This window comes from Bacillus cereus group sp. MYBK95-2, assembly GCF_051915225.1.
In the GTDB taxonomy this organism is placed as follows: domain Bacteria; phylum Bacillota; class Bacilli; order Bacillales; family Bacillaceae_G; genus Bacillus_A; species Bacillus_A cereus.
Genome location: NZ_JBQAEH010000001.1, coordinates 394,544 through 413,696, shown reverse-complemented (window position 1 = coordinate 413,696; position 19,153 = coordinate 394,544). Strand labels below are relative to the sequence as shown.

Genomic DNA, 19,153 nt, shown 5'->3' with positions numbered 1-19,153 from the left:
TTTATGGTAATCTCTCCTTTCGATGTAGCATCTTTTTGAAAAACGTGATACTCTATATATTATTTACTATGATGACTTCATTATAGTGTAAAGAAAAAACATTGACAAATATAAAATGGCTAGCTATAATTTTGTTTGTTGCCTTGAGGTGATATGATATGAAATGGTCCATCCATCAATTGAATAAATTGAGAAATAAAGGATTGACATTGGATGAGATGGTAGATGTAAGTGAGCTAAAAGAGGTCGAGAAAGATATTCGTGAAATTAATCCTGTTCATGTAACGGGAAGAGTTGATTTTGGCTCCGGTAAGTTTACGTTTCATCTACATATAACTGGAAGCATGGTTTTACCATGTTCTCGCTCTTTAGTAGATGTGACATTACCATTTGACATTAAAACAACTGAGGTGTTCCAAACTTCACAAGAAGAATTTGAAACTGAAGCTGAAATTCATTCTTTAGAAGGAGAAGTACTTGACTTACTGCCCGTAATCAAGGAAAATATACTTTTGGAGATTCCAATGCAAATTTTCAGTGATGATGTTTCTGGTGGAGCACCGACGCAAGGTCAAGACTGGCAAGTGATTTCGGAAGAAGACAAAGAAAAGACTGTTGATCCAAGATTGGCAGGACTTGCAAAGTTTTTTGACAAATAATCGGAAGACTGGTTCAGGCCTTCATATGAAAATAACTATTTCTTTTAAGGAGGTGGGAAGAATGGCTGTACCTTTTAGAAGAACTTCTAAAACAGTAAAAAGAAAGCGTCGTACGCATTTCAAATTATCAGTACCTGGTATGGTAGAGTGCCCAAGCTGTGGTGAAGCGAAATTAGCTCACCGTGTATGTAAAGCATGCGGTACTTACAAAGGTAAAGAAGTAATCAGCAAGTAATTGCGGGAAAATAAACGCAGAAGATATCTTCTGCGTTTATTTTTTTTTGTCTTAATCTTTAGTTGTTGTATTCTATCTTTTCTAGTAACTGCATATGCTTAATAAAAAATGCATAGGGAGGACTAGAGAGATGGCGACAACAAGACAAGATGCTTGGACTGATGATGAAGATTTGCTTCTGGCAGAAGTAGTACTCCGGCATATTCGAGAAGGTGGAACACAACTTTCTGCCTTTAAGGAAGTGGGAAAAAATTTATCTCGTACACCAGCAGCATGTGGGTTTAGATGGAATTCTTACGTAAGAAAGCAATATAAAGAACGTATTGAGGAAGCAAAGCAACTTCGTAAAGTAGAACATTATGAAGTGAAAGAGACAAAGGTGTTAGAACCTACGTCAATTACGTTGAATGATGTTATTGATTTCTTGCAAAATTATAAAGATGAAAACTCTTTAACGGTGTTGCAACAACAAGTTGAATCATTACAAACAGAAAGAGAGCGCCTTCTGGAGCGATTATCAGTATATGAAGAAGAGTATAGAACATTACTTGATTATATCGATCAAAAAAGAAGTGTAATGGTAGCGGAAAGAAACAATGCTCGCTCGAATGAGAAGTTAGAGAAGCTTAAGAAATAAAAAACAGCTGTTATACAGCTGTTTTTTATTTTTTAAGCCGATTCTTCGTTTGTAACCGCATTCAAATTTGTTTCTGGATGCCAAATATAAAAATCACCATCAGTTACTGATACGGGGTTGAAATTTAATTTATCCCAAAAACCAGCTGAATGAATACGTGCTATTGTTTTAATGGGAAATTGCATTTGTTTCGCATGATTTACAAGCATTTGCCCGAATCCTTGTTTTTGAAAAGTTGGTAATACTTCAAGTTTATAAAGTTCTAGGTAAGGACCTGTAATTTCGAATGGTTCTCCGCCGTTTCTTTTCATATATAGACTCATACGTGCGATTAGTGATCCACCATAATAAATGCCATAAAATGGAGATTCACTGTCGTTTTCAATAATGTTTGCTTGCAATTCTTCCAGCATAGATAGTTCTTGGGCTCCGCACCCTTTAAATTTTTTGAATTCATCTAACGTTTTATAATTGATGAGCAAGCGCTCAACTTTTGGGAATCCCATTACATCACATCCTTTTGTTATCTTGTTGAATGCAGAAAAGTAAAAATATTTACAATAATATTATAACTCATTTTTTTATTTTTATGAAGAAGATAGTATATTTCTTTTATTATTTTTTTGAGGATTTGCTAAACTAAGAGTATAAGTGTATTAATAGGCAGTATTATACATAGCGAAAAAAGAGAGTGTATTTGTTTGACAGAGGACAACGAAATTATAGGGCGTGCTCATGTACTTTAAAAAGATATAAAAAGGAGGGGAGGCAAGGGCGCTTAATGTGAATCCCTTGTGTGAAAATGAAAATTGGAATTGTCGGACCAGGTGCTATTGGTCTATTGTATACATTTTATTTACAAAAAAGTAACCAAGATGTTACGTTGTTTACAAGAACGGCTAAGCAGGCTGAAGAGTTGAATGAAACAGGTGTAACTTGTATTAGAGATGGAAGATGTGAAACAGTATATCCATCTGTTTTACCGATAGAAAGTATGGTAGCACAAAATTTAGATTATATATTTATTTCTGTGAAGCAATATCATATAGATGACGTACTACCGTTTGTGGAAGGGGCATCATCATTAATCTTTTTGCAAAACGGAATGTCGCATCTTCAAAAGATGCTGAAAATAGGGAGTGAAAATATAGCTGTTGGTATTGTAGAACATGGTGCGAAAAAAGAGGGAGGGCATATCGTTCATCATACTGGGATAGGGGTAACAAAATTTGGAGTGGTTTGTGGTCAATCTATACATTTCAAGAAAATATTCCGTTATTTTCCTGTTACTTATTTTCCAGTTCAAATAGAAACGGATTGGGAAGAGATTATGCACAAAAAATTAGTAGTAAATGTATGTATCAATCCATTGACGGCACTATTGGGAGTTAAGAATGGTGAATTAATCACGAATCGTTTTTTTTATCAAATGATGGAGCAAGTGTTTCAGGAGGTCGCATTTCTTATTAGAGGAGAAAAAGAAATGGTATGGCAAATGGTACGAAATGTGTGTGAAGGAACGTCTCGTAATACATCCTCTATGTTAGCGGATGTAAGAGCGAATAGACAGACGGAAATTAATGCGATTGTTGGATATGTATTAGAAGAAGCTAAGAAACAGCAACTACCAGTTCCGACACTTCAATTTTTGTTCGATGCAATAAAAGGGTTAGAAACAAGAGTATAAGTGTTATTCTTTGCTTTTACGTGAAACATTGACTACAATGTGGATTGGTGAGAGAACTGGATACGAAAGGAAGAATTATATGGAGATAAAAGAAATCTCTGTTCCGCAACAAGGTGTTGTAGCGGACTATATGAACGGTAAAAAAGAGATACAGTCATGTTTTGATTATATGTTAACAGAAGATGCTTTTAAACAACGTTTACATGATTTGCGTGAAAGGGAGTTTTTCCGCCAAGATTTAGTAGCGCATTTATTAGAATATAATACAAAATTACAAGCGGGAGAATCTACACTTCAAAATGTAAAAGCGCTTGGAGATGAAAATACATATGTTGTTATAGCTGGACAACAAGCAGGGTTATTAACTGGACCGCTTTATACAATTCATAAAGTTATTTCAATTTTACAGCTTGCAAAGGAAAAGGAAGAAAGTTTAGGAGTTAAAGTTGTCCCTGTCTTCTGGATTGCGGGTGAAGACCATGATATGGATGAGATTAACCATACTTTTGTAGCGAAAAATAAAAAGATGAAAAAAACTATTTTTTATGACCGTAATCCGAAAAAGGCGAGTGCTTCTGAGTCTGAACTTTCTGTTGAAGATTGTAGAAATTGGATTGAAGAGATTTTTAAAACATACCCAGAAACAAATTTTACAAAGGATGTATTAAAATTTGTTGATGATGCTTTGAAAAAATCGAATACGTATGTAGATTTCTTTGCTCATCTTATTACGAAAATCTTTGCTAATTCTGGTTTAATCCTTGTTGATTCACATCATCCTGAATTAAGAAAGTTAGAAATTCCATTTTTCAAGCGAATTATAAGTAAGTATAAAGAGGTACAAGAGGGGCTTCGTAATCAGCAAGAAGTAATTAAAGAACTAGGATACAAACCGATTATTGAAACGAAGTCTCATGCAGTGCATATATTCATGGAAATAGATAATGAACGAGTATTGCTTGAAGATCAACAAGGTAAGTTTGTTGGAAAGGATGGGGTGCATTCCTTTTCATACGAAGAGTTGATTGAAGAGATGGAGAGAAATCCGGCACGTTTTAGTAATAATGTTGTAACACGTCCTCTTATGCAAGAGTATGTATTTCCTACGCTCGCATTTATTGGAGGTCCAGGAGAATTAGCTTATTGGAGTGAATTACAACAAGTATTCCATACTGTCGGTTTTCAAATGCCACCTGTCGTTCCTCGTCTTACAATTACTTATGTGGAGAGAGATATAGCGACGGATTTATTTGATTTGCAATTGAGAGAAAGTGATCCGTTTTTAAATGATGTCGATAAATTGCGTGAAAACTGGTTGTCTAATCAAATAGAGGAACCGATTGATGATCATTTTGAAAAGGCGAAAAAAGAAATTGCCGATATTCATACATCTTTACAGCAATTTGTAAAGAAAATAGAGCCAGGGTTAGGTGCGTTTGCAGGGAAAAACGAATTGAAAATTAATGAACAAATTGAACTGCTGGAAAGAATGTTGAAAAGAAATGTTGAGAAAAAGTATGAGGTTCAGCTAAATAAATTCCGCCGTATACAATTCGCACTTCGTCCATTAGGTGCACCGCAAGAACGTGTGTGGAATGTATGTTATTATTTAAATCAGTTTGGTTTGGATTTCGTTGATCGTGTAATGGAAAACCCTTTTTCTTGGGACGGAAAACATCATGTTATAAAACTATAAAATCTTGCTCTTTGGAGCAGGATTTTATTTTTATTCCGTTGAATTTACTGTGAAGTGATTTTTTTCTGAATTATCAATCAAAAAGTGTTAAATATGGCAATTGTGTTGGATACTTAAATATATGACAAAATAGCACAAAATGTAAACGTATTATTCGCTTTTTCGACAGTTTTTTATTTAAATTCCCGCAAAAGATGATAAAATTTAGTATATAATAAAAGAAAATAGCGATTTGTATAGTATGTTGCCTTTGTTGGTAAGTTAAATGAGTCGTTCTTTCGTATTATTTCATTCTCTAAGCGTGAAATATGTGTTTAGAGGAAGGGATACATTCAACATAATTAATTGGAAAAAGAGTAGGTGCAACAATGTTTAAACACGTAACAGTGCTTTTAAAGGAAACAGTAGACGGCTTAGATATAAAGCCAGATGGTACATATGTAGATTGTACACTGGGGGGAGGAGGACATAGTTCTTATTTATTATCCCAATTAACTGAAGGTGGAAAATTAATAGCGTTTGATCAAGATGAGATAGCGATTCAAAACGCGAAAGAAAAGTTCTCTTCATACGGTGAACAGTTTATAACAGTAAAGAGTAACTTCCGTTATTTAGCTGAAAAACTGCAGGAAATAGGTATAACAGAAGTAGACGGTATTTTATTTGATTTAGGTGTTTCATCCCCACAATTAGATACACCAGAACGAGGCTTTAGTTATCATCATGATGCACCGCTAGATATGCGGATGGATCAAGATGCCCCATTAACAGCGTACGATGTTGTAAATAGCTGGTCATATGAACAACTTGTAAGGATTTTCTTCCAATACGGTGAAGAGAAATTTTCAAAACAAATTGCAAGAAAAATTGAAGCTTATCGTGAGAATAAAGCTATTGAAACGACAGGAGAATTAGTAGAGCTAATTAAAGAAGGTATTCCGGCTCCTGCTCGTAGAACGGGTGGGCATCCTGCTAAGCGAGTGTTTCAGGCAATTCGTATAGCTGTAAACGATGAATTAAAAGTATTTGAAGAAGCATTGGAATCTGCTATTGAGATGGTTAAGCCAGGTGGAAGGGTTAGTGTTATAACATTCCATTCATTAGAAGATCGTATTTGTAAAACAACGTTTAAGCGAAATAGTACAACGCCACAATTGCCGCCAGGATTACCGATTATTCCTGATGAATTTAAGCCGAAATTAAAGCTTATTACAAGAAAACCGATTTTACCTTCTGATATAGAGCTAGAAGAAAATAATCGTGCGCGTTCTGCGAAGTTGAGAATCGCTGAAAAACGATAAAAGGGAGAGAGAGGTATGACTAATTTAGCTGTAAAGTACAAACAACAAGCGCAAGAAGAGGTGCAAATTCAAACGCCCCCACAGCAGATGGCTAAGCCGAAGGTTAAAGCGAAAATTACAAGAATCGAAAAACTGTTGTATGTAGCGTTTATTGGCTTTTTATTGTATGCCTGTGTCGCGTTTATTGGAAATAAAGCAGGCCTTTATCAAGTTAATGTAGAAGCAGCGACGATAGAAGAAAAAATTGTACAGCAGCAAAAAGAAAATCAAGAATTACAAGCTGAAGTAGAGAAGTTAAGTCGCTATGAACGAATCGCTGAAGTTGCAAAAAAACATGGGCTAGAAATTAATGCGAATAATGTGAAAGGCCTCAAATAAGGCAATAGGTGTGAAGGAACGATGAAGAAGAATATGACTAAATTTCATACCAATAAGGGAGCAGGTTATTTTATGATATTTTTCCTCCTGCTCTTTTTGCTGTTATTAGCCCGATTTTTTTACATACAATCAACAGGAACCGTTCATAATCAGGATTTAGATGCACTTGCTAAACAAAAGCATAGTAAAAAAGGAGTTCTTGAAGCGAACCGAGGAACCATTTATGATCAAAACGGTCATGTGTTAGCGCAAGACGCAAACTCTTACAAAATGGTAGCTGCACTAAAAGGTGCTAACTCAGTTGAGAATAAAGAAGATACTGCAAAGAAAATTGCAGGAGTACTTGGAAAAGGCGAAGAGGATATTTTAGCTTCTTTAAACAAGGAAGGTAGAAGTCAAGTCGAATTTGGAACGTTAGGCAAGGATTTGACGAAAGAAAAGAAGGAACAAATAGAAGCGTTGAAGTTGCCGGGAATATCTTTTATTACAGAAAATGCAAGGGTGTATCCAAACGGTGATTTTGCATCTTACGTTATAGGTCATGCAAAACCAAATGAGAATGGAACCTCGGTAGGTCAATTTGGCATAGAAAAAAGCTTGGATAAATACTTAAGTGCTTCGAACGGAGAAGTAGCATATACAGGTGATCGTAAAGGTGTGTCCCTTGATGGGGGAAAAGTTAATGTAAAGGCACCTAAAAATGGAGATAATGCTTATTTAACAATTGATCAACGTGTCCAAAGTTATTTAGAAGACGCGATGAAAGCAGCAAGTAAGCAATATGAGCCAGAAAGTTTAATAGGGATTGTTGCAGATCCGAAAACTGGGAAAATATTAGCGATGTCTACTAAACCTAGTTATGACCCTAATGATCGCCAAATTAAATATTTCTTCAATGACGCGATTGCCAATGCATTTGAACCTGGATCAACAATGAAAATTTTTACGTTAGCGGCAGCTATTAATGAAGGTGTGTACAAAGGACAAGATTATTATCAATCCGGGACATATCAAGTCGGAAATAGGAAAATAAAAGATCATAATGGCGGTGCTGGTTGGGGCTCTATCACGTTTGATGAAGGGGTAGAGCGTTCTTCAAACGTAGCGTTTGCAATTTTAGGAGATCAAAAACTTGGTCCAGAACGTTTCCGAAAATATATTCATAGTTTTGGATTAGATGAAAAAACGAACATTGATTTATCAGGTGAAGGATCGAATACAATTTTATTTGATCAGCAAATACAACAAGTGACAACAGCTTTTGGACAAGGTTCCACTGTAACACCAATTCAGCTTGTACAAGCTGCAACGGCCATTGCAAATGATGGGAAAATGATGAAACCTTATGCAATTGATAAAATTGTAGATCCGATAACAGACAAAGTAAAATTAGAACATAAGCCAGAAGAAGTAGGAAAACCTGTTACAAAGGAAACAGCAGCGCAAGTAAGACAGTTATTAGAACGTGTTGTTACATCTCCGAAAGGTACAGGGACAGCTTATAAAATTGATGGATATTCAGTTGGTGGTAAAACAGGTACAGCGCAAATTCCGGATGGAAAAGGCGGCTATATGACAGGAAGACAGAATTATATATTCTCATTCTTAGGTATGGCACCAATGGACGATCCACAACTTGTCGTGTATGTAGCTGTTAAACAGCCGAAATTAAAAGATGATGAGAACGGCGCACAACCTTTAGCTGATATTTTTAAATATGTAACAAAAAATAGTTTAGAGTATTTAAAGATTAAGCCAAATGAAGTGAAAGATCCGAAAAAACATCTGAAAGAACAACAAACTACTGTTCCAGATGTAACTGGTAAAACGATGGCTGAAGCGGGGAAAACGATTGATAAAGCAAAACTTCGTCCAATCGTACTAGGTGAAGGGAAAGTACAGCAACAAGTACCAAAAGCGACTGAACAAACATTAAAAGGCGACCGAGTCTTCTTGGTAGGAGATAAGCCTACAATGCCAAATATACAAGGATGGGCACTGCGTGATGTTATGAATTTAGCGAAGACATTACAGCTTAACTTGAAACCTTCTGGTACAGGATACGTAACAGAACAAAGTGTGGCGGAAGGAACATTATTACAACCTGGTACAGAATTAGGTGTCACACTCGTACCGCCACTCGAACCACAGCAAGAAGCAGAAAAGCCGTAATGGTAAAAGAGAATAAGTTCTAATTAAATAAGTACAAGCATATATTGGAACAAGCTAGGCGTAAGGGAGGCTTGTTCCGATATGCGTGTATCAAATGTAACAGTTAGAAAACGACTTATTTTTATACTTATATCAGGTATACTTATTTTCACTATTATCGATATTCGTCTTGGATATGTGCAATTTTTTCTTGGGAATATGTTAACGGATCGTGCGAAAGATTCATGGAGTCGTAATATTACTTTTGAACCCGAACGTGGGAAAATTTTAGACCGAAATGGTGTGGAACTTGCCACGAATAAAAGTGCTCCAACTGTCTTTGTTGTACCGAGGCAAATTGAAAAACCAGCAGAGACTGCAGAGAAGTTAGCTGCAGTATTAGGTGTGGAAAAAGATGAGATTTATAAAAGGATTACAAAAAAAGAATCGATTGTAAGGTTAGATAAAGGCGGAAGGAAAATATCACATGACAAAGCGAAAGAAGTACGAGGATTAAGTTTGAAGGGCGTGTATATCGCAGAGGATTCTATCCGGTACTATCCATTTGGAAACTTTTTATCACATGTATTAGGTTTTGCAGGTAGCGATAACCAAGGTCTTATGGGACTAGAAAAATATTATGATAAAGAGCTAAATGGGGACAAAGGTCATGTGCGTTTTTTTGCAGATGCGAAAGGACAAAGGATGCCTAATGTTGGTGATGATTTCAAAAAGCCAGAAGCTGGTTTAAATTTAGGATTAACAATCGATGCGCGTATTACAAGGATTATGGAAAGAGAAATGAATATTGCGGAGTCAACTTATAATCCTGACGGTATGATTGCGATTGCAATGAATCCTAAAAATGGTGAAATTTTAGGTATGTCTAGTCGACCGAGTTTTGACCCAGCGGATTTTCAAAGTGTCTCTCCAGAAGTGTATAACAGAAATCTACCTGTATGGAGTACGTATGAGCCTGGTTCAACATTTAAGATCATTACATTAGCTGCAGCATTGAATGAAAATTTAGTAGACTTAGAGAAGGATACGTTTTATGATGATGGAGCAGCTGAAGTAGGTGGAGCTAGATTGAAATGCTGGAAAGCAGGAGGTCATGGCAGTCAAACGTTTTTAGAAGTCGTTCAAAACTCATGTAACCCGGGATTTATTGAACTTGGTGATCGCCTTGGTAAAGACCGATTATTTAAATACATTCGTAATTTTGGTTTTGGGCAGAAGACTGGAATTGACTTGCAAGGTGAAGGCAGTGGGATTTTATTTAATTTAGATAAAGTTGGTCCAGTAGAGCAAGCAACAACTTCATTCGGCCAAGGGGTTTCTGTTACACCGATTCAACAAGTAGCAGCTGTAGCGGCGGCTGTAAATGGTGGAACATTGTATCAGCCGTATATAGCTAAGGAGTTTATTGATCCGAAAAATAATCAAGTTGTTAGTAAAAAGACACCTGTTGAGAAAAGAAAAGTTATTTCCAAGGAAACTTCAGAAAAAGTTCGTTATGCATTAGAGAATGTTGTAGCGAAAGGTTCTGGTAAAGGTGCTTATATTGATGGATATCGTGTAGGTGGAAAAACGGGTACTGCTCAAAAGGTGAAAGATGGTAAATATTTAGAGAATAATTATATAGTATCTTTTATCGGATTTGCTCCAGCGGATGATCCAGAGATTGTTGTGTATGTTGCTGTTGATAATCCAAAAGGGGTTACACAGTTTGGTGGAGTGGTAGCAGCTCCGATTGTCGGGAATATCCTTCGAGATGCGCTTCCTGTTATGGGAGTGAAACCGAGAAAAGAACAAGTTGAGAAAGAATATAAATGGGGCGATACACCAACTGTGGAAGTTCCGAATTTAATTGGAATGAAAAAGAAAGACTTACAAACACAACTCGTCGATTTGAAGCTTGATATAAGTGGAGATGGAGAGAAAGTAATTAAACAATCACCAGAAGCGGGAGCTAAAGTAAAAGAAGGCTCAAAAATTAGAATTTACTTCGGGAATTAAAGGTAACATAGTACGTTTTATGGTACAATTGGTGGAAGTGAGTTCTTTATAGAACAGTTACTTAATTTGAGACAGTAAGTGTCTCATTCATAAATAGGTCAGTAGCACTTACCTCCTTATATAGGAGGTAATGTGTTGCTTACTGAAAAAAGATAAATAAACAATGTAGAGAGGGTTTAGTGAAATGAAGTTGCATACACTTGTATCATGTTTGCATGATTTTCCAGTTGTTCCAAAAGAAAATCCAGAAATCACATCTATAGAAGCTGATTCACGTAAAGTGAAAGAGGGAAGCTTATTTGTATGTATGAAAGGATATACGGTTGATAGCCATGATTTTGCTAAGCAAGCAGCGGCACAAGGAGCGGCTGCTATTGTTGCGGAAAGACCAATTGATGTTGACGTTCCAGTTGTACTTGTGAAAAATACTTTTCGTTCGTTAGCGGTTTTAGCTGATTATTTTTATGGTCAACCGACACACAAGTTACATTTAATCGGAATTACAGGTACAAATGGAAAGACAACAACATCGCATATTATGGATGAGATTATGCGAGCACATGGTCATAAAACAGGGCTAATTGGAACGATTAATATGAAAATCGGTGATGAAACATTTGAGGTGAAAAATACAACACCAGATGCACTAACACTTCAACAGACGTTTTCAAAAATGGTTGAACAAGGTGTGGACAGCACGGTAATGGAAGTTTCGTCACATGCGTTAGATCTTGGTCGTGTACACGGATGTGATTACGATGTAGCGGTGTTTACGAATTTAACACAAGATCATTTAGACTATCATAAAACGATGGAAGAATATAAACATGCAAAAGGGTTACTATTTGCACAGCTTGGCAATAGTTATAATCATAATCGTGAAAAGTACGCTGTGCTGAATAGCGATGATAATGTAACAGAAGAGTATATGAGAAGTACTGCAGCAACAGTTGTAACATATGGTATTGATACAACAAGTGATATTATGGCAAAAAATATCGTTATGACGAGTGGCGGGACTACATTTACGCTTGTCACACCATATGAAAGTGTAAATGTTACGATGAAATTAATAGGTAAATTTAATGTATATAACGTACTTGCAGCAACAGCAGCAGGACTTGTTTCGGGTGTGAAATTAGAAACAATCATTGCTGTTATAAAGGATTTAGCTGGGGTTCCAGGACGTTTTGAAGTTGTTGATGGAGGGCAAAATTATACAGTTATTGTTGATTACGCACATACGCCAGATAGTTTAGAAAATGTATTAAAAACTGCAAAACAATTTGCAAAAGGTGATGTGTATTGTATCGTTGGTTGTGGTGGCGATAGGGACCGAACGAAGAGACCGATAATGGCAAGTGTTGCAACAAAATATGCAACTCATGCAATTTATACATCAGATAATCCAAGAAGTGAAGATCCAGCGGCTATTTTAGATGATATGGTACATGGTGCAAGCGGGAAAAATTATGAAATGATCATTGATAGAAAAGAAGCAATACACCATGCAATCGCTAAAGCGAAAGCAGATGATATCATTATTATTGCTGGTAAGGGGCATGAAACGTACCAAATTATTGGTAAAGAAGTTCATCATTTCGATGATCGTGAAGTTGCTAAAGAAGCAATTACAGGGCGTTTAAACAACGAAGAGTAACAACGTGAGAGGAGGACTACATGTGCTTGAGCAAGGTTTATTAGTAACGGCTGGGGTAGCATTCTTAATTTCTGTTGCCCTTTCGCCATTGTTTATTCCATTTTTAAGAAAATTAAAGTTCGGACAGAGTATTCGTGATGAGGGACCAAAGTCACATCAAAAAAAATCAGGGACACCGACAATGGGTGGTATCGTCATATACGTATCTATGATGGTAACTTCACTTATTATGGCGATTAAGTTTAATTATTTAGGTGCAGAGGTTTCGTTATTACTATTAGTGACGTTTGGTTACGGATTGATTGGATTTTTAGATGACTACATAAAGGTAGTTAAGAAGAGAAATCTTGGTTTAACATCAAAGCAAAAATTAGTAGGTCAGCTTGTTATTGCTATTGCATTCTTTTTAATTGGAAAAGGGCAAGCGTTCCACACATACATCATGATTCCGGGAACGGATGTTAAGTTTGAATTAGGTTGGGCGTATTTCGTACTTGTACTATTTATGCTTATTGGTGGATCAAATGCAGTTAACTTAACTGACGGTTTAGATGGTTTATTATCAGGAACAGCTGCTATTGCATTTGGAGCATTTAGTATTATTGCTGTGGCACAAGAGCAATTTGGAGTAGCGATATTCTGTATGGCAGTTGTAGGAGCTGTACTTGGATTTTTAGTATTCAATGCGAATCCAGCAAAAGTGTTTATGGGAGATACAGGTTCATTAGCTTTAGGTGGAGCCATTGCAGCTGTAGCGATTTTATTAAAACAAGAATTGCTACTTGTAATTATTGGCGGAGTATTCGTAATGGAAACTTTATCGGTTATCATTCAGGTCATTTCATTTAAAACAACAGGAAAACGTGTCTTTAAAATGAGTCCATTACACCATCACTATGAATTATGTGGTTGGTCAGAGTGGCGTGTTGTTGTGACGTTTTGGTCTGCAGGATTTTTATTAGCTGTGTTAGGAATTTATATCGGGGTGTGGATGTAATTGAAAACTGTAACTGAATTTCAAAATAAGAATATTCTTGTATTGGGCATTGCAAAAAGTGGTTATGCAGCAGCTACATTGTTACAAAAGTTAGGGGCAAATGTTATTGTAAATGACGGAAAGCCTTTAGCAGAGAATGTACTTGCTGCAGAATTACAAGCAAAAGGAATGGACGTTGTATGCGGTGGTCATCCTTTAGAATTATTAGAGAGAAATATTTCTCTTGTAGTAAAAAATCCAGGAATCCCGTATTCTAATCCAATATTAGTTGCTGCGATAGAAAAGCAAATTCCGATTGTTACGGAAGTTGAATTAGCATATCGTATTTCAGAAGCACCATTTGTTGGGATTACGGGGTCTAACGGTAAAACGACGACGACAATGCTGACATTTGAAATGCTAAAAGAAGGACAAAAGCATCCTGTAATTGCAGGGAACATTGGAACTGTAGCGTGTGAAGTAGCACAGGATGCAAAAGAAAATGAAGTTGTAGTTACAGAACTTTCATCGTTTCAATTGATGGGAGTAGAATTGTTCCAACCTAAAATTGCTGCGTTTTTAAATTTATTTGAGGCCCACTTAGACTATCATGGGACGAAGAAAGAATATGGTTTAGCAAAAGCAAATATTTTTAAAAACCAAACAGAAAATGATTATAGTGTAATAAATGCGGATGATGCAGATGTGATGGCTTTGTCTGCGTATTCTAAAGGTCAAAAAATCCTGTTTTCGACAACGAAAGAAATTGAAGATGGTGCGTGTATAAAAGATAACGCTCTTTATTTCAAAGGTGAAAAAGTTATTGAAGTAAGCGATATCGTTTTACCTGGTCAACATAATCTAGAAAATATTTTAGCTGCGATGAGTATTGCGAAATTATTAGGTACTTCTAATGAAGCAATTACGGTCGTGTTAAAACGTTTTACGGGTGTAAAACATCGTTTAGAATATGTAACAACGATTAACAACCGTAAGTTTTATAATGATTCAAAAGCAACGAATATGTTAGCGACTGAGAAAGCACTATCTGCGTTTACACAACCGATTGTGTTACTAGCAGGTGGGCTTGATCGCGGAAATGAATTCGATGATTTAATTCCGTATTTCAAAAATGTAAAAGCGATTGTAACATTTGGACAAACAGCTCCTAAACTAGTAAGAGCGGCAGAAAAAGCGGGATTAGATATAATTGAAAGTGTCGATACTTTAGATGAAGCAGTGGTGAAAGCTTATGCTCATTCTAAAGATGGTGATGTCGTTCTTCTTTCTCCAGCGTGTGCAAGCTGGGATCAATTTAAAACATTTGAAGAAAGAGGAGACATTTTTATACAAGCTGTGCATAAACTTATATAAAGTAAATCAAAACATCAGTAGGCTAACACCTACTGATGTTTTGTTACATAGGGCAAAAGGTTCTGCCTAAAGAGGTGGTGTTTGTGGGTAATGAAGAAAACGCCTGATTTTATTCTCATCATCGTAACACTTTCATTGTTGACAATCGGAATGATTATGGTTTATAGTGCGAGTGCAGTTTGGGCCTCTTATAAAATGGGGGACTCATTCTTTTTTGCAAAAAGACAATTACTGTTTGCGGGTCTTGGTGTAGTAGCTATGTTTTTTATTATGAAAATTGATTATTGGGTGTGGCGTACGTATTCAAAAGTGATTTTGCTAGTTTGCTTCATTCTTCTTATTCTCGTTCTTATTCCTGGAGTAGGTCTTGTTCGAGGAGGAGCACGAAGTTGGATTGGAATCGGGGCATTTTCGATTCAGCCGTCAGAATTTATGAAGTTTGCGATGATTATTTTCTTGGCAAAGTTTTTAGCAGAACGGCAAAAATTGATTACATCTTTTAAACGTGGTTTATTACCGGCTCTTAGTTTTGTGTTTCTTGCTTTTGGGATGATTATGTTACAGCCAGACCTTGGGACAGGAACGGTAATGGTTGGGACATGTATCATTATGATATTCATTTCGGGAGCGAGAGTTTTTCACTTTGCAATGTTTGGTTTGATTGGTGTAGCAGGATTTGTAGGGTTAATTGCATCAGCACCGTATCGAATGAAACGCATTACATCATATTTAGATCCGTGGTCAGATCCGCTCGGGAGTGGATTTCAAATTATCCAATCATTACTTGCAATTGGACCTGGTGGATTATTTGGGCTTGGACTTGGACAAAGTAGACAAAAATTTCTTTATTTACCTGAACCACAAACTGACTTTATATTTGCAATCTTATCCGAGGAATTAGGTTTTATTGGTGGTTCATTTGTGTTATTATTATTTAGTCTATTATTATGGCGCGGGATTCGTATCGCATTAGGAGCGCCAGATTTATATGGTACGTTTTTAGCAGTAGGTATTGTGGCGATGATTGCGATTCAAGTAATGATTAATGTTGGTGTTGTAACAGGACTAATGCCTGTTACGGGTATTACCTTGCCGTTTTTAAGTTATGGTGGATCAAGTTTGACATTAATGTTAATGGCAGTAGGTGTATTATTAAATATAAGTCGCCATTCTCGCTACTAAACCCTGTTTATAAGACAGGGTTTTTCGTATGTGTGTAAAAATGCAATATGTATATAGAAATAAATATAATGGAAATAAGAAAAGAGAAGCGGAGGAGTTAGTAGTGCGTGTATTAGTGAGTGGTGGGGGTACTGGTGGTCATATTTATCCAGCTCTTGCTTTAATTAGAGAAATAAAAAAGTTAAATCCAGAAGCAAGATTTTTATATATTGGTACGGAAAATGGACTAGAGAGTACAATCGTTCCAAAAGCAGGTATACCATTTCAATCTATTGTTATAAGTGGATTTAAACGAAAAATATCATTAGATAATGTGAAAACAGTAATGCGTTTTCTAAAAGGTGTACAGGATAGTAAACGATATATTCGTCGTTTTAATCCGGATATCGTAATTGGAACGGGTGGATATGTATGTGGACCAGTTGTATACGCTGCAGCCAAATTAGGTATTCCAACTATTGTACATGAACAAAATAGTGTACCAGGTGTAACGAACAAGTTTTTAAGCCGTTATGTTGATAAAGTTGCTGTTTGTTTTGAAGCAGCTATAGAGCATTTTCCGGAGTCAAAAGTGGTAATGACAGGTAATCCACGAGCATCAGAGGTAATGGAACAAAATGGAATGAAGGGGAAACGTTCAGTTGGGCTTTCTCTTCCTAAAAAGTCTGTACTTATATTTGGTGGAAGTCGTGGGGCTAGACCGATTAACGATGCCTTCGTTGAAGCAATTGAACAGTTTGGGAACAAAAGCTACGAAATACTATATGTAACAGGTGAAGTACATTATGACAAAGTGATGGAAGCCGTGAAGCAAAAAGGGAACCCAAGCAATGTTATTATTAAGCCGTTCATTCATAATATGCCAGAGGTACTAACTGGTGTAGACCTTGTTGTTTCAAGGGCTGGGGCAACAACACTTGCAGAATTAACAGCGTTAGGAAAACCAAGTGTGTTAATACCGAGTCCGTATGTAACAAATAATCATCAGGAAAAGAATGCACGTTCAGTTGTTGATAAAGGAGCGGCAAAAATGTTACTTGAAAAAGATTTAACAGCTGAAACGCTTATTCGTGATATTGATGAGATTTTATTAGATGCACAAACATTACAAAATATGAAGCTAGCTGCTAAGCAACTAGGTATTCCAGATGCAGCAAATAAGCTGTATGAAGTAATGAATAAACTTGTAAAAAAATAAAGTGAGGCTTTAATCAGTGGGGAGTGATTCTCTCTCTTTGATTATTACCTTTCACTAATCGGATGTTTACTGGTATCCTCATTCCGCCTAATTTCTTTGTTATCACCTAATTTTGATTTAGGAGCTGTACTGCCCGTAAATAGAGGGATAACGTTAGGTGAACGCCCTGCATATTATTGTCATAAGGAGACTTAATATGGGGGAGATTGTCTATGGAACAATTAGTAAATGAGCTTATAGAAGCAGACGTTGGTCGTGTTTTGGCTAACGAGCCGTTAGCACGTTATACAACTATGAAAATAGGTGGCCCAGCGGATATTTTAATTGTGCCAAAGCATGTAGCCGGTATTGAAAAAACATTACAGTTAGTAAAGCAATACAAAACGAAGTGGACTGTAATTGGTCGCGGTTCAAACCTTCTTGTATCTGATCAAGGCATAGAAGGTGTTGTTATTCGTTTAGGAGAAGGATTAGATCACTTAGAGGTCGAAAAACATAAGGTAAGAGTTGGTAGTGGATATCCTCTTATTAAATTGTCAACTTTACTTAGTCGTCAAGGGTTAGCTGGATTGGAGTTTGCAAGCGGTATTCCAGGAAGTGTCGGTGGTGCAGTATATATGAATGCAGGTGCACATAAATCGGATATATCGAGTGTATTATCGAAGGCTCTCATTCTGTTTGAAGACGGTGCAATTGACTGGTTAACGAATAAAGAATTGGAGTTTTCTTATCGGGCATCTGTATTGCAAACGAAACGTCCTGGTATTGTTTTAGAGGCGGTGTTTCAATTACAGGCGGGGAAACGTGAAGAAATTGTACGTAGCATGCAAAATAATAAAGATTACCGCCGTGAAACGCAACCATGGAATCACCCGTGTGCAGGAAGTGTATTTCGGAATCCAATCCCACATTTTGCAGGAGATTTAGTAGAAAAAGCAGGGCTTCGTGGCTATAGGATTGGTGGAGCTCAAATTTCTGAAATGCATGGCAATTTTATTGTTAATACTGGGGGAGCTTCAGCGCAAGATGTATTGTCTTTAATTGAATTAATAAAACATACAATTAAGGATAAATTTGATGTAGATATGCACACAGAAGTAGAAATCATTGGAAGATAACGGTTATTCGTTCCGCTCATTATCATTTATGTTATAATAAGAAGATAAGAACGGCATGAGGAACATGCCGTTCTTTATGTTACATAGGGGGATCGTACATGAATAATAGTAAAGTGATTAAACTACAAGATCGTGTACCAAAATTGAAAAATCAAAAGAAAAAAAACAAAAAAAATGTTAATCATCGATTGATTTTATACATATCAATTTTATTTTTATTAGTGCTCTTTTTAATTTATTTTCGGTCTCCGCTTAGTAATATAAAAAAGATTAGTGTGTTTGGAAATCACTATATGACGGATGAACAAGTAATGAAGGATTCAGGCGTGACATATGATACAAGTTATTTCCGAGTGACAGCACATAAAGCTGAAGAAAACTTAACGAAGCGAAAAGAAATTAAAGCAGTAAATGTAAAAAAACGTTTTCCAAACAATATTGATATTCATATCGAAGAATATTTAACGATTGGTTATATAAATAAAGAGGGAAAATTACAACCGTTATTAGAGAATGGAAAAACGCTTGATGTACTACCTAATGGAAAACTTCCTGTTGCAGCACCGATTTTCGAACCTTTTAAAGAAGAGAAAATGAAGGAGTTAATCGCTGAACTAGAAAAATTAACACCAGCTATTTTAAAATCTATTTCGGAGATTCGCTATTCACCAACGAATGCGAATGAAGATCATCTTACTTTATATATGAATGAAGGTTATGAAGTGAGCACTACAATTCAAAATTTCGCAAAACGTATGGAAGCCTATCCGCTTATTTTAAAAACAATTGAGCCAGGTAAGAAGGTATTAATTGACTTAGAAGTAGGTGCATATACGAAAGAATTAGGTGCGGAAGAAAAAAAAGAATAGAATGGTAGTTTTC

The 19,153-nt window shown here is 36.3% G+C and carries 17 protein-coding genes; 16 read left to right on the top strand and 1 reads right to left on the bottom strand.

Features of this window, described 5'->3' with window-relative positions; translation table 11 throughout:
- The first annotated feature begins 158 nt into the window (after positions 1–158).
- From ACTFN4_RS01950 to ACTFN4_RS01940, 3 genes are all read left to right on the top strand, one after another.
- Positions 159–659 (top strand): YceD family protein, encoded by a 501-nt coding sequence (locus ACTFN4_RS01950; RefSeq protein ID WP_000872149.1) that lies wholly within the window; start codon positions 159–161, stop codon positions 657–659.
- A 61-nt stretch (positions 660–720) separates the two neighbouring features.
- On the top strand, positions 721–894 hold the full coding sequence (gene rpmF / locus ACTFN4_RS01945) for a 50S ribosomal protein L32 (RefSeq protein ID WP_001984764.1): 174 nt from the start codon (positions 721–723) through the stop codon (positions 892–894).
- 130 nt (positions 895–1,024) lie between these two features.
- Entirely contained in the window at positions 1,025–1,531 is a 507-nt protein-coding gene (locus ACTFN4_RS01940) for an RsfA family transcriptional regulator (RefSeq protein ID WP_000246467.1), read from the top strand.
- 32 nt (positions 1,532–1,563) lie between these two features.
- Here the strand turns inward: ACTFN4_RS01940 and ACTFN4_RS01935 are convergent, their stop codons facing one another.
- The gene (locus tag ACTFN4_RS01935; protein WP_000506694.1) at positions 1,564–2,037 is read right to left on the bottom strand and encodes an N-acetyltransferase; all 474 of its coding nucleotides are present in this window, start codon (positions 2,035–2,037) and stop codon (positions 1,564–1,566) included.
- Between the two features lie 296 nt (positions 2,038–2,333).
- Here ACTFN4_RS01935 and panE point away from each other — a divergent pair, with 296 nt between their 5' ends.
- From panE to divIB, 13 genes are all read left to right on the top strand, one after another.
- Positions 2,334–3,218 (top strand): 2-dehydropantoate 2-reductase, encoded by an 885-nt coding sequence (gene panE, locus ACTFN4_RS01930; RefSeq protein WP_002182931.1) that lies wholly within the window; start codon positions 2,334–2,336, stop codon positions 3,216–3,218.
- Positions 3,219–3,297: 79 nt separating this feature from the next.
- Complete coding sequence (gene bshC / locus ACTFN4_RS01925; RefSeq protein ID WP_427259663.1) at positions 3,298–4,914, top strand: bacillithiol biosynthesis cysteine-adding enzyme BshC; 1,617 nt, start codon at positions 3,298–3,300, stop codon at positions 4,912–4,914.
- 368 nt (positions 4,915–5,282) lie between these two features.
- A complete protein-coding gene (gene rsmH / locus ACTFN4_RS01920; RefSeq protein WP_000472508.1) occupies positions 5,283–6,215 on the top strand; it encodes a 16S rRNA (cytosine(1402)-N(4))-methyltransferase RsmH in 933 nt (310 codons plus the stop codon).
- Between the two features lie 15 nt (positions 6,216–6,230).
- Positions 6,231–6,593, top strand: a complete 363-nt coding sequence (gene ftsL, locus ACTFN4_RS01915) for a cell division protein FtsL (protein WP_000182804.1) — start codon at positions 6,231–6,233, stop codon at positions 6,591–6,593.
- Positions 6,594–6,614: 21 nt separating this feature from the next.
- Complete coding sequence (locus ACTFN4_RS01910; protein WP_439962042.1) at positions 6,615–8,765, top strand: penicillin-binding protein; 2,151 nt, start codon at positions 6,615–6,617, stop codon at positions 8,763–8,765.
- An 81-nt stretch (positions 8,766–8,846) separates the two neighbouring features.
- Complete coding sequence (locus tag ACTFN4_RS01905) at positions 8,847–10,763, top strand: stage V sporulation protein D (protein ID WP_001266234.1); 1,917 nt, start codon at positions 8,847–8,849, stop codon at positions 10,761–10,763.
- 184 nt (positions 10,764–10,947) lie between these two features.
- Positions 10,948–12,423 (top strand): UDP-N-acetylmuramoyl-L-alanyl-D-glutamate--2,6-diaminopimelate ligase, encoded by a 1,476-nt coding sequence (gene murE / locus ACTFN4_RS01900; protein WP_000766313.1) that lies wholly within the window; start codon positions 10,948–10,950, stop codon positions 12,421–12,423.
- A 22-nt stretch (positions 12,424–12,445) separates the two neighbouring features.
- Positions 12,446–13,420 carry a phospho-N-acetylmuramoyl-pentapeptide-transferase gene (gene mraY / locus ACTFN4_RS01895; protein WP_000893060.1) on the top strand — a complete coding sequence of 325 codons (975 nt, stop codon included), beginning with the start codon at positions 12,446–12,448 and terminating at the stop codon, positions 13,418–13,420.
- Positions 13,421–14,773 carry a UDP-N-acetylmuramoyl-L-alanine--D-glutamate ligase gene (gene murD / locus ACTFN4_RS01890; RefSeq protein WP_000860111.1) on the top strand — a complete coding sequence of 451 codons (1,353 nt, stop codon included), beginning with the start codon at positions 13,421–13,423 and terminating at the stop codon, positions 14,771–14,773. It abuts the gene before it with no gap.
- Positions 14,774–14,863: 90 nt separating this feature from the next.
- Positions 14,864–15,955 (top strand): stage V sporulation protein E, encoded by a 1,092-nt coding sequence (gene spoVE / locus ACTFN4_RS01885; protein ID WP_000753520.1) that lies wholly within the window; start codon positions 14,864–14,866, stop codon positions 15,953–15,955.
- A 103-nt stretch (positions 15,956–16,058) separates the two neighbouring features.
- On the top strand, positions 16,059–17,153 hold the full coding sequence (gene murG, locus ACTFN4_RS01880; RefSeq protein ID WP_025689214.1) for an undecaprenyldiphospho-muramoylpentapeptide beta-N-acetylglucosaminyltransferase: 1,095 nt from the start codon (positions 16,059–16,061) through the stop codon (positions 17,151–17,153).
- 212 nt (positions 17,154–17,365) lie between these two features.
- Positions 17,366–18,271, top strand: coding sequence for a UDP-N-acetylmuramate dehydrogenase (gene murB / locus ACTFN4_RS01875; RefSeq protein ID WP_000437018.1), 906 nt, complete (start codon positions 17,366–17,368; stop codon positions 18,269–18,271).
- A 98-nt stretch (positions 18,272–18,369) separates the two neighbouring features.
- Positions 18,370–19,140 (top strand): cell division protein DivIB, encoded by a 771-nt coding sequence (gene divIB, locus ACTFN4_RS01870; protein WP_001065793.1) that lies wholly within the window; start codon positions 18,370–18,372, stop codon positions 19,138–19,140.
- Positions 19,141–19,153: the final 13 nt, after the last annotated feature.